General features: G+C 38.6%; 9 protein-coding genes. 3 read left to right on the forward strand and 6 right to left on the reverse strand.

All coding sequences use genetic code 11. From position 1 onward, the window contains the following. Nucleotides 1-94: 94 nt before the first annotated feature. Nucleotides 95-322 (reverse strand): hypothetical protein, encoded by a 228-nt coding sequence (locus EO766_RS07905; RefSeq protein ID WP_074418561.1) that lies wholly within the window; start codon nucleotides 320-322, stop codon nucleotides 95-97. A gap of 617 nt (nucleotides 323-939) precedes the next feature. Here EO766_RS07905 and EO766_RS07910 point away from each other — a divergent pair. From EO766_RS07910 to EO766_RS07920, 3 genes are all read left to right on the forward strand, one after another. Next, entirely contained in the window at nucleotides 940-1,320 is a 381-nt protein-coding gene (locus EO766_RS07910; protein WP_074420806.1) for a YidH family protein, read from the forward strand. A gap of 165 nt (nucleotides 1,321-1,485) precedes the next feature. After that, nucleotides 1,486-3,243 (forward strand): glycoside hydrolase family 2 protein, encoded by a 1,758-nt coding sequence (locus EO766_RS07915; RefSeq protein WP_287100839.1) that lies wholly within the window; start codon nucleotides 1,486-1,488, stop codon nucleotides 3,241-3,243. A 151-nt stretch (nucleotides 3,244-3,394) separates the two neighbouring features. Beyond that, a complete protein-coding gene (locus EO766_RS07920; RefSeq protein WP_081298687.1) occupies nucleotides 3,395-4,675 on the forward strand; it encodes a M24 family metallopeptidase in 1,281 nt (426 codons plus the stop codon). A gap of 82 nt (nucleotides 4,676-4,757) precedes the next feature. On the opposite strand, the gene EO766_RS07925 is transcribed toward EO766_RS07920, so the two are convergent. From EO766_RS07925 to EO766_RS07945, 5 genes are all read right to left on the reverse strand, one after another. After that, a complete protein-coding gene (locus EO766_RS07925) occupies nucleotides 4,758-5,342 on the reverse strand; it encodes a methyltransferase family protein (protein WP_074419512.1) in 585 nt (194 codons plus the stop codon). Nucleotides 5,343-5,399: 57 nt separating this feature from the next. Further along, complete coding sequence (gene galA, locus EO766_RS07930) at nucleotides 5,400-8,813, reverse strand: beta-galactosidase GalA (RefSeq protein WP_074419511.1); 3,414 nt, start codon at nucleotides 8,811-8,813, stop codon at nucleotides 5,400-5,402. Between the two features lie 145 nt (nucleotides 8,814-8,958). Then, on the reverse strand, nucleotides 8,959-9,333 hold the full coding sequence (locus EO766_RS07935; protein ID WP_074419510.1) for a YccF domain-containing protein: 375 nt from the start codon (nucleotides 9,331-9,333) through the stop codon (nucleotides 8,959-8,961). Between the two features lie 120 nt (nucleotides 9,334-9,453). Further along, nucleotides 9,454-10,080, reverse strand: coding sequence for a class I SAM-dependent methyltransferase (locus tag EO766_RS07940; RefSeq protein WP_074419509.1), 627 nt, complete (start codon nucleotides 10,078-10,080; stop codon nucleotides 9,454-9,456). A gap of 35 nt (nucleotides 10,081-10,115) precedes the next feature. Next, nucleotides 10,116-13,034 carry an FAD-binding and (Fe-S)-binding domain-containing protein gene (locus EO766_RS07945; RefSeq protein ID WP_074419508.1) on the reverse strand — a complete coding sequence of 973 codons (2,919 nt, stop codon included), beginning with the start codon at nucleotides 13,032-13,034 and terminating at the stop codon, nucleotides 10,116-10,118. Nucleotides 13,035-13,159: the final 125 nt, after the last annotated feature.

Raw genomic sequence — 13,159 nt, forward strand, 5'->3', positions numbered from 1 at the left:
TATATGTACAACCCTTCCACTCAATAATTAAACCAAAATATCCGGGATGCTTTTCATTGTTCTATCCTACGGATATTTTAGACTACTTCATTTTTTACTGGTAAAGAACATTTTTAAACTCAATATGTGTAAAAATAGCCAATGAAAACTTTGTTTCCCCGGCAGCAGTAAAACATCCCATACGCAAATCAATTACCACCAATGGAAGGTATGTTTTGCTGATTAACATACCAAAATTGGCTATAATACTATAATACATGAATAAAAAAAAGTTGTTGGCATAAAATGAAAATACCGGCCAAATCTTTTGGTTATTGGTCATAATTATATTGGATTAGACTGCTGTTAAAAAAGGTAACCACAACTAAATAAAAATACATATTGGTACCCAAAAAAAGAAATTATCCCATTCCAATCTGGCCATTAAACGATTAAACAAGGCAAAATAGATGAAAATGAAGGTTAAAATAATGTGTTTTATAAGCGCGAACATACACTTGTAAAATGCCTTACCATAAAAAAAGGATAATTATAAAGGAAAAATGTTTTGATAAGTCGGAGATTAGCTGCTCATAAGCCACTAATAAACCTAACTATATTATATTGGCACGAATAATAAGTGGCTAATCATAGTATTTGAAGATTTTTTTCATAGAGATAGATAGGTGAAGCCCAACTTTTGTCAAACTATCCATCCATCAACTATTTTGTAATATTTAAGAAATGGCAGTTTTTATTCCCTACTCAATCATAGTTATTTTATCGGCCATCCAACAAGCCCTATATCAAATTTGTGCTGCAACAAAGAATAGATTGTTGTAACTTGAAGCTTGTTTTTTTAGTTATACGAACTAAAAAAATTGAAAGGCTACTTCATAGGTTTTCATTTCATTTTTATTCAGACATAGAAAGTATCGCACTTTTTGAATATAAAAACATATGCAACCAACCACATCAACCTCAAATACATCCGACCATCTGGCCAATGAAAGAACGTTTCTATCCTGGATACGCACCAGTATTGGCATTATGGCTTTTGGTTTTGTAGTAGTAAAATTTAGCCTGTTTGTCAAACAAATTTCACTCATTTTGGGCAAATCAGCCCCTGCCCCAACAGGTAGCTCTTCAGGCATCATTGGTATAGTGCTGGTAGCAGTTGGCGCAGGGATATTATTGTTGTCGTATGTACGTTACAAGAAAATAGAAAAGCAGTTAATCAATGGGCAGTATCGCCACTCATCGCGCTTAGTGAGTATATTAACCATTGGTATTTTTTTAGTGAGCATTTTATTACTGATTTATCTGATGGGCAGCATTTAATGTTTGATGAACGGCACAATAAACAGTTGAGGCTGTTATAGTAGATGACCCACTGATTGCACAAAAACAATTGAATACACTATTTTTTAAACCTCACAACTTTTTATCATGTTATTCCATTTTAGAAACATGCTACTCAAAAAATTAACGCTATTTTTTCTTGGCATGATGTTAGCCTTAGTAGTTCAGGCACAATGGTTGGTAGCGAATGTGGCCGGAAGGAATACCCAAAGCTTAAACGGAAGCTGGGCGGTTATTGTAGACCCGTTTAATGTAGGAGAAAGCAATTGGAAACCCATTTGGAAAGACCAGCATGCTACCGGTGCGCATGATTTTTTTGAATATGCATTTGACAATACCATTACATTACAGGTGCCTGGCGACTGGAATTCGCAACGCAACGATTTGGTGTATTATGAAGGAACAGTATGGTATAAAAAAACTTTTCAATACCAACCGCAGCCCGGCCAGCGCAGTTTTCTTTGTTTTGGCGGGGCCAATTATATAGCAGATGTGTATTGCAACGGACAAAAAGCCGGTAGCCATGAAGGTGGGTTTACCCCCTTTCAGTTTGATGTAACGCACTTGTTAAAAGCGGGCGAAAACGAGGTAATTGTTCGGGTGAATAATCAACGCAGGGCAGATGCCATTCCTGCATTGAACTACGATTGGTGGAATTATGGCGGCATTACCCGTGATGTAGATTTGGTAACTACACCGGGCAATTATATTCAGGATTATTTTATTCAATTGCAAAAAAATGATACTAGCCATATAGCAGGCTGGGTACAGGTTGCAGGAAGCAATGGCCTGCAAAAAGTAAGCATTCATATTCCTGATTTACACATACATTACACTACCCAAACCAATGCAGCAGGCAGGGCCAATATCAGTATTGCAGCACATCCTGCATTATGGAGCCCCGAACATCCGCATTTATATACTGTTCAAATTGCTACAGCCACAGATACTGTTGTAGAAGCCATTGGCTTTAGAACTATTGCAGTAAAAGGCACCGAAATTGTATTAAATGAACAGCCGATATTTTTACGCGGCATTAATATTCATGAACAAATACCACAACGTGCCGGCAGGGCTTATTCTGAAACAGATGCCGCCATGCTATTGGGTTGGGCAAAGGAACTGGGTTGCAATTTTGTACGGTTAACCCACTATCCGCACAATGAACACATGGTGCGGATGGCCGACAAAATGGGCATATTGTTATGGGAAGAGATTCCGCTTTGGCAGGGCATACAATTTAGTAACCCTGTTATATTAGCCAAAGCCAACCGGTTGTTGGATGAAATGATAGAACGCGATAAAAACCGCAGTGCCATTATACTATGGAGCTTATCTAATGAAACAACCTCCTCTGAAAGCAGAGATACCACTTTAACCGCAATGGCAGCACATGCAAGAGCATTAGACCCTACCCGGCTCATTACTTCAGCCTTCAATCATGTTGCTTACAAAGGCAATACCGTTACCATTGATGACAGCCTTAGTAAAGTATTAGATGTAGTAGGTGTAAATGAATACATTGGCTGGTACACACCATGGCCTGCGCCACCAAATAACATGGTTTGGAAAAACCCATTCAATAAACCTCTGATTATGTCGGAATTTGGAGGTGAAGCATTATATGGCCATCATGGTTCAAAAGATACCGCCAGTAGTTGGAGTGAAGAATATCAGGAGCAATTGTATAAAGATCAGGTAGCTATGTTTAAAAATATACCCTTTTTATGTGGCACCACACCCTGGGTATTGGCCGATTTTCGTTCGCCCAGTCGGCTACAACCCGTGTATCAGCAAGGCTGGAACAGAAAAGGATTATTATCGGATAAGGGATATAAAAAGAAAGCCTGGTATATTATGCGGGTATTTTATGAGGAGAAGGGACAAAATAACTTTAATTGATTAACCAGTATCAAAGTACAAAAAATTTTTCTGATTTTTTAATCAAACCGTTTTTTACAAATACAATACATTATATTCATAAGACAGTTCTGTTTTAATAACTTTAAGTTGTGTATAGCAAAATAATTCCTTCACTATTCAACGCATCAAGATGAGCATAGAACGCAGAAAATTTTTAAAATACTCAGCTGGAAGTGCTGCTTCCGTTTCATTTTTTTCGGGCATTATTGCCTTTACTAAAAAAACTGAATACAATGACCCCGATTGGAGTCAGTTACACAATATGACGGGAAATGTAAAACCCATTACCGTTGCCGAAAGACAACAAAGAATTGCCAAGGCACAACAACTCATGGCAAGCAACCAAATACAGGCATTGATTTTAGATGCAGGTACCTCATTAAATTATTTTACAGGAATACGCTGGTGGCCCAGTGAAAGAACCATGGTAGCCATTATTCCTGTAAAAGGGGAAGTGACTTATGTGAGCCCTGCTTTTGAAGCAGACCGATTGAAAGAATTAATTACCATTGGTCAGGGTGTACATATATGGCAAGAAGATGAAAGCCCTTATGAAAAAATAGTTGCGGTATTGCAACAGAAAGGCATTACCGGTGGTAGTATTGGCATGGAAGAACGTTTGCGGTTTTTTATATTGGATGGTCTACGAAAAGCCGCACCGAATATGAACTTTATTAGTGGTGACCCAATCAGCATTCCATGCCGGCTCATTAAATCACCTGCAGAAATTGCCTTGCTTCAAAAAGCGAATGACATTACCCTTGCAGCCATACAGTTTGCAGCAGCCAATGTTAAAGAAGGCATGTCGAACAATGATATTTCCGCCATTATTGGCCAGGCACAGCGCAAAATGGGTGCATCTTCAGATGGCGCTTTGGTTACAATTGGGCCCGCCTCTGCTTTGCCACATGGCAGCATACAACCGCAGCATTTAAAGAAAGGGGATATTTTATTGATGGACTGTGGTTGCTTAGTTGAAGGTTATACATCTGATATTACCCGTACCATTGTATTTGCTGCACCGCCCACACAAAGACAACGTACTATCTGGGATTTAGAGAAGAAAGCACAGGCGGCAGGTTTTGCGGCTGCACAAATTGGGCAGCCATGCGAAAAGGTAGACCATGCTGCACGTAAAGTTTTAATAGATGCCGGTTTTGGGCCGGGATATCAATTACCCGGTTGTCCGCACAGAACCGGACATGGCATTGGCATGGATGGACACGAATGGGGCAATATGGTAAATGGTAATCAACAACCCATACAGGTGGGCATGTGTTTCAGTGTAGAGCCTACCATTGTTGTACCCGGCGAAATGGGTTTGCGATTAGAAGATTGTGCGTATATAGCGGAAGACGGGCCACACTGGTTTTCTAAACCTGCACATAGTATTGATACACCTTTTGCCTAAATGAAATCATTGAGTTGCTTTGATATACCTTTAAATGCATGTTGGTAAATACGCCCAAGATTCATGCATAGGAAAATTGTTTTTATAAAAAGGGGATAATCATGGGAACACGTTGCTGATAGGAAATATATTCAGCACCAAATTCCTGTACTAATTTTTTTTCTTCAAAATACATTCCAATCCAAATATACAAGCTAATCATGATACAAGTGATTAAGTTAGTTACCAATGGTGAAAACAGAAACCATGCCCAAACAAACAAGAGTGTTCCTAAGTACAAGGGATGGCGTACAAATTGATGAATACCCGTAGTATCTAAATGTGCTTCCTTTTTTTTCTTCCAAAACACATCAATACCACTGAGATAAAAAAAATATTTACGGATGGTGATGCTCATTAACGTCAAGCCTGCAACACCCATTAACATTCCAAAAGTATAACTTATGTATTGATGCAATGCAATAGGTTTAGCAGGTATATGAAACTGATAATACAAAATACCACTCATACTGAATAATGCAAACAGCGCATACAACAGGCGATAATATGGAAACCATTGTCTCATGCACTTTTGCATGATACGCTTAAACTGCAATGACGCAGTAAGACTATGTATGGTGGCAAAGAGCAGCCATGCAATCATTAATATCCAGAGTGATTGGTTCATGTAATTGATGATGAATTAAGCAACATTTATTTCAAAAAAAAGTTATTGCACACTTTTTTAATGCTTCATTAAATACAAATTGTGCAATGTATCATACAAAAGTAAATATTGATTGGAGTGACCTTCCTTATCAAACAAAGCTTCCCAGGTATTCAATGGTTCCCAAATAAAAGTACCTTTCCCTTTTCCATTAGGTAAATGGAACACAATATTGTTCACCGCTTCTTTTCGGGCAGAATATTCTACTACCACAACATCTTTTCCATACCGCTGTACCAAATCGGTTAAATTATTCCTTAAATCATCTAAACTGCCATGCCATTTAGGATAATATGACAATCCAATTACATCAAAATGAACCCCTCGGGCCAACATATTATTGAGAAAGAAAACTGATTCATCATTTTGTCCGCCCAAAGCAATATGTAGCATTATTAACATTTCAGGGTCAATCGACTTTACCGCTGCAATTCCTGCATTGAGCAATTGTGCCAAACTATCCGGGTGTTGTATACTGCCCGCCGGCCAAAGTATACCATGATTAATTTCATTACCTACCTGAACCATATTGGGTAGTGTGCCCTGTTTTTTTAAAGCCAGTAACACTTGCCGGGTATATTGATACACAGCAGCTTTCAATTCCTGAAAATTCAAATGGCGCCAGCCTGCAGGCATAAATTGTTTACCGGGATCGGCCCAGGTATCGCTGTAATGAAAATCGAGTAGCCATTGCATGCCTGCGGCCTTAATGCGTTGAGCCATTTGCAAAGTATAAGCCAAATCGCAAAACCCTTTTCCGGGAGCATAACCACTATCGGTTGCTGGGTCATTAAAAATGCGTAATCGGATATAATTGAAACCATGATCTTTTAAAATTTGTATGGCATCTTTTTCAGTATTACCATCGTAAAATTTTTTACCGGCAGCGTCTAATTGTGGAAGAAAAGAAATATCGGCACCAATCATTTTACCCGAATTACGTGGTTGGCTTTCCGTAGCAGATAAAGTATATTTTGGATCAATGTGGTTATTTTGTAAGCTTGTTGGTGGAACCGTTATTATTTCAGTAGAACCCGGCCATAAACCAGCAGCTGTTGCTTCTACTTTTATCATTCCGGGTACTTTCCCGGCCTGTACAATAAACTGACACTTTCCATTAAAGGCACTACGTTGCCAGGCACCATCCATACATTGATCAGGTTCATGACTGCTGGGATCGCCATTTCCAACACCAATAATCTTGGCATCACCGGTAACAGAAAAACGAATCATATTATCGGTATTGGGCACTTCTCTTCCTTCTTTATCTACTAATGAAACATTCATAACGGCCACGGATTTACCATCGGCCAAAATAGTTGTTGAAGAAGGCGATAGCACTACTTCGGCAGGTACACCTGTAGTTTCAATGGCTGTTTTTAAAACCCTGCCTGCTTTATGAGCAATAGCAGATAAGGTACCCGGGTGATAGGGTACCGACCATTGTAAATGCCCATTGCGCGGCATTGTTTTTTTGCCAAGGCTTTTACCATTTAAAAACAACTCTACATCATCAGCATTTGAATATACCCACACATCAATAGGCGTTCCTGTTTTGCCCATCCAGTTCCAATGTGGTGCAATATGCAATACATCTTTATCAGTCCACCAGCTTTGATAATAGTAATAAATGTTTTTAGGAAAGCCGCACACATCCATTACCCCAAAATGCGAATTAATATTGGGCCAACGGAAAGGAGTAGGCTCTCCCCGATAATCGAATCCGGTCCAAACAAATCCGCCCATCCAATAAGGTGCTTCGGCTGCCAGCTTCCACCAGGTTTCTGCTGTACTTGCCCACCAAGGTGCTGTGATATCTTCATCGGGTAAATAACCCCTAATACTATCAACAGCATATTCACCTCTTGTGGTAACGGTACTACCCATTTCAGTACCAATAACAGGTTGTGTAGGATGGTCTTTATGATAATCGGCCACAGCAAATTGGCGATAATTAAATCCCCGGATAGGAATTACTTCATCTACACCATGAAATACATTGCCCAAATCGGCGGCATAAGTACTGGTTCTGGAAGGATCAAGTGCTTTTTGTTTTGCCAATAATGTAGATGCCATGCGTTTACCAACATCGGTAGTTTGAATCCAGCCTTCTTCATTCCCGATTGACCATAGGAAAACCGAAGGATGGTTACGGTCTCTTTTTATCAACGTTTCAAACTGATGCATATATTCCGGGCTGCTATTGAGTAAACGTTGTTCATCCAATACCAACATTCCCAAGCTATCACAAGCATCTAACAATTCGGGGGTTGGTGCATTGTGACTGGTTCTGTATGCATTAGCGCCCATATCTTTCAATAAACGGATACGATAATATTGCATGGCATCGGGCAGTGCACTGCCTAAGCCGGCATGATCTTGATGGTTATTGGTTCCATGAATTTTAATATTAACACCATTGAGAAAAAATCCTTTTTCCGCATCAAAACGAATCGTTCTTATACCAACACGATATGTAACAGAATCGATCATTACATTGCCGGATTGAATGATTGTGGTTACCCGGTATAAATACGGATCATCAATAGACCACAAATGCGGATGTATAACGGGAATGGATTGCTGTATTACAGAAGTGCCACCCGCCGTAATAGAAATGGTTTGTTTAGCCGACAGTGCCACCAGTTTTCCATTTCGTTCTGATAAATAGGTATATACTACGGCATTTTTTTGCGCCATAGTTTCATTGCTGATGGTGGCATTTACAAAAACGATTGCTTTATTTGCTGCTACTGCCGAATGTATGTAAACACCATTGGCAGCAAAATGAAGCGGATTCATTTTATTGAGCCAAACATGCCTGTAAATACCGGCACCTTCATAAAACCAGCCTTCATATTGTGTTGCATCAACCCGTACTACAATAACATTGTCAGCATTAAATTTTAAGAAATCAGAGATATCATAATCAACACCAACATACCCACTCATATTGGTGCCCACGAAAATGCCATTCACCCAAATACTGGCCTTGCGAAAAATACCATCCAATTGCAATTGAAAACGCATGCCTGAGTCGGCAGCCAATACCGTAAAATGTTTGCGATACCAGCCAATACTGGTGGCCGGAAATAATCCACCTACTGGTTTATACCCGTGCGATTCTACATCAAAATTATCAACCTGTGCAAAAGGCAACTCCACAGCCCAATCGTGGGGAAGGTTGAGAGAACGCCAGGCACTATCTTTAAACTTAGGATCAATAGCAGTACCATAAGCGCCACCTGTTTTAGCAAAAATATTGGCTACGCCATAATTAAAATCTTTAGATGGGTCTGCTGCATTACCAAAGTGGAATTTCCAACCCTCATCAATATTTAGATGTTGTTGCGATTTTGATGGCACAGGAAGTATAGCAAGCAATACAAGCAAAATAATACAAATACCAAAAGAACGGAAGTACGAAAACATGATTTTACCAATTTGCTGAACAAATGAAATGATTCAAACAGCAAATTAGAACAAAATAGACTGATAATGCAGATGCAACAAAAAAACAGAAGAATTTTTGACATTCAACAATTAGCCATTACCAGATCACTGCTTACCCTGTTTTTTAAGCATCTACTATTTTTTTCCCAAAAGGCATTAATGATAATTCCACTAATTTAAAATGCTGCCTACCCCAGGGAATTCCAACAATGGTTACAAACAATAAAGCGCCTATTACAACATGCATGATACAAGTTACCAGACCACCTGAAAGCAACCATATTATATTACAGAAAACCGAAAAGCAGCCCTGATGGGCGGAATTGCTAACCACCTTTTTCCCAAATGGGGCCAATACTATACCTGCAATTTTAAAACATTGCAAACCCCAAGGAATACCGATGATGGTAACACATAATACAATGCCGCCCAAAAAATAGCCTAAAGCAGCCAAAAAGCCACCAAAAATGAGCCAGATAATATTGCCGATTAAATTCATGTAGGAAAGTTACCATTGTCTAATTTTTAATGATACGCCATTGTTATCAATGGTTAAAATAAAAGGCGGTATGGTATTTTTATCGCTTTATAACAATAGCGTATGATTTTTATTCTGTTTTTATTTGAGTTGAAATAAAATAGCGAGAATACGGGGAACAGTATTCGCATCTCCTTCATCAAAATATTCATACGCTTGTTTCACTTCAAAACCACATGAAATACCTGCATTGATAAAATCAGCAACATGATGCACATAACAAGTTAACACTTGCAAACCATCCTCATTGATATATCTTGCTTTTGAACCTGTATATTGTTTAAAGGGATGTAATTCGCCCACATACACATATCCACCGGGTTGTAAAGTATTGGCAGCTTTTTTAAAAATGGCAGCTATATCTTCAATATGTTCTAATATCAGGCTGAACACAACTATATCAACCGTCTGCTGTACAAAATACCAAGGTTCTAAAATATTCGCTTGTACAAACTGTACATTGGGATCTTGTATTTTATTTCGGGCTTGTTGTAACATAGCTTCTGAAAAATCAACACCCATTAACGTAGATGCTTTTGTGTACAACCATTGCGTATTTTTACCTGTACCGCAACCAATTTCTAAACAGGCATTAAATGTAATTGGGCTTAACAATTTACGCAGAACCTCTGCTTCGGCATCGCGGGTTTTATTATCGTTGAAATCATATTGTTCTGCCCATTGATTATAGGCATGTTGTATACTCATAAAAAATACGTTTGGCAGTTCATTACAATCATTATTTAAACCAATGCTTCCAATAAAATTTCAACGGTATGTTTGGCTTTTTTACCGGTTCCATCTTTTATCTGGTGTCTGCAACTGGTACCGGGAGCAGCAATTTCAGTAATCGTATCTGCTTTTTCAACTGCAGGAAATAAAACCAAACTACCAATTTGCATGGATAAATCATAATGTTCTTTTTCATATCCAAACGAGCCGGCCATACCGCAGCAACCGGATGGAATCGTATTCACCGTATAATTTTCAGGAAGAGAAAGCACCTGAACAGAATCATTCAAATTAGTTAATGCTTTTTGCTGGCAGTGGCCGTGCAATTGAATATTTTTTTGCTCCTTCGTAAAAGATGCGGAAGAGATATTGCCATTTCTAATTTCTCGAGCTAAAAATTCATCGATATACCAAACATTTTTAGCCAATTGTTTAGCGGCTTCCCAATGGGCATCATCCACCAAGTCAATATATTCATCTCTAAACGTTAATATGGCAGAAGGCTCAACACCAATTAAAGGTGTATCATTTGTTACAACAGCACTTAATAAATCAATATTTTGATGTGCAATTTTTTTTGCTTCAAGCAACAAGCCTTTTGATAACATTGCCCTTCCACTTTCCACATGCTTGGGTATTAAAACTGTATAGCCCAACTTTTCTAATAATTGAATTGCAGCAATACCAATTTCAGCATCATTATAATTGGTAAATTCATCGCAAAATAAATACACAATTTTTTGATTGTTCCCAGCAAATAATTGTTTTTTTCGTTTATTCATCCATTGCTGCACGGTAATTGAAGAAAGTTTAGGCATGGAGCGTTTTGTTGCAAAACCTGCCATTTTCTTAATAAGGCTTCCGGTAAATGCATTTGTAACTAATGCATTATACAAACCAGGCCAAACAGAACCTAATTTTGCTATAGTATTAAAATGGGCAATTAATTTAGATCTTAACGGAACCCCATTTGCATTATAATATTGCTGTAAAAACTCTGCTTTAAGTTTAGCCACATCAACATTCGATGGGCACTCAGATTTGCACCCTTTGCAGCTTAAACACAAATCCATTACTTCATAGATTTCTTTGTGGTTAAACTTATTTATTGCAGTTGAGTGGGTTAAAAACTCACGTAATATATTAGCTCTGGCACGGGTAGTATCTTTTTCATTACGGGTAGCCATAAAAGAAGGGCACATGGTTCCGCCAGATAAGTGTGTTTTTCTACAATCTCCTGAACCATTGCATTGTTCGGCATGTTGTAAAATGGTTTGGTTATTCCAACGAAATACCGTTGCAACATTCGGATCTTTTTGCCCCGGCGTGTACCGCAACATACTGTTCATAGGGGGAGTATCTACAATTTTTCCCGGGTTGAAAATATGGTGCGGATCCCAACTATTTTTTATTTGCTGCAGTAACGTATAATTTTTTGCACCAATCATTTGCGGAATAAATTCGCCGCGTAATCTACCATCGCCATGTTCGCCACTTAAAGAGCCATTGTATTTTTTTACCAATGCAGCTACTTCTGTTGCAATGATTCTAAACAAAGCATTCCCTTCTTCCGTTTTTAAATTAATAATGGGCCGCAGGTGCAATTCGCCAGAGCCTGCATGGGCATAGTGCACGGCATATAAATCGTACTTCTTCAATATGGCATTAAACTCCTCAATATATACAGGTAAATCATTTACATCAACCGCAGTATCTTCAATAACGGGAACGGCTTTATTATCGCCAGGCATATTACCTAATAACCCCAATCCGGCTTTTCGCAGGTTCCATATTTTTTTAGTGTCATTTCCAAACAACAAAGGAAAATGATAGCCCAAACCCTTTTCACGCATAGCCAGTTCTACTTCTTTTGCAATGGCCATTATTGCTTCGCGAGTATCTTTTTTAAATTCAACTACCAATATAGCACCAGGATCGCCCTGCACAAAAAAGCGGTTTTTTTGCTGCTCAATATTGCCTTTGGTGCACTCTAAAATATAATGGTCAATCAGTTCACTGGCAGTAGGGCCAAATTGCAAAGCAATTAAATTCGCTAATAATGATTCATGAATGGTATTAAAGTGCACACACAACAAACCTGTTTCTTTAGGAGGTAATGGTACCAGATTTAATTTAATTTCGGTTATAAATGCCAGCGTGCCTTCTGAGCCGGCAATGAGGGTACAAAAATTAAAATCTGGACCGCCTGCCATAAATGGCGCAGTTTGCATCAACAAATCAATGGCATAACCGGTATTTCGCCGTTCAACAGATTTTTTAGGAAATTCTTTTTCTATCTCTATCCTATTATCAACATTACTCAATAAATGCCGAATATTTTTATAAATGGCTCCTTCTAAAGTATTTAATTCGCATTTTGCGTGAAAATTATCGATATCTGTTTCACCAAACACAGCCTCGGTTCCATCGCTTAAAATAGCTTTTATTTCAATAACATGTTCTCTTGTACTTCTGTACACCACAGAATTAGAGCCACAAGAGTTGTTGCCCACCATTCCTCCAATCATGGCACGATTTGCGGTAGATGTTTCAGGACCAAACAACAATCCATAAGGCTTCAAAAACACATTTAAATCATCTCTAATAACACCTGGCTGAACACGTACCCATTTTTCAGTAGCATTTACTTCAATTATTTTTGTAAAGTATTTAGATACATCTACAACAATACCATTGCCAACTACCTGGCCCGCCAACGATGTGCCTGCGGTACGAGGTATTAATGAAGTGTTGTGTTGCAAAGAAAATGCAATTAGTTTTTTGATATCCGCTACATTTTTGGGAATAGCGACAGCCAAAGGCATTTCACGATAGGCCGATGCATCGGTAGCATACAAAGTACGCATAGTGGTATCATAGTACAATTCGCCGGTTAGTTGCCCTGATAAAGCTGCTAAGTGCTGGTTCATTTTAGTTTCAATTGGTGACTCAATAATACTGTAAAATTAAAGTTTTCTGATTGTCGCTTTATCTCTTGTTTTAGAATGAGGGGGCTTTAAACTGAAATGCCTACTCGGCTACTGTTCGGGCTGTT

The organism is Hydrotalea sp. AMD, from assembly GCF_004100315.1.
GTDB classification, from domain to species: domain Bacteria; phylum Bacteroidota; class Bacteroidia; order Chitinophagales; family Chitinophagaceae; genus Hydrotalea; species Hydrotalea flava.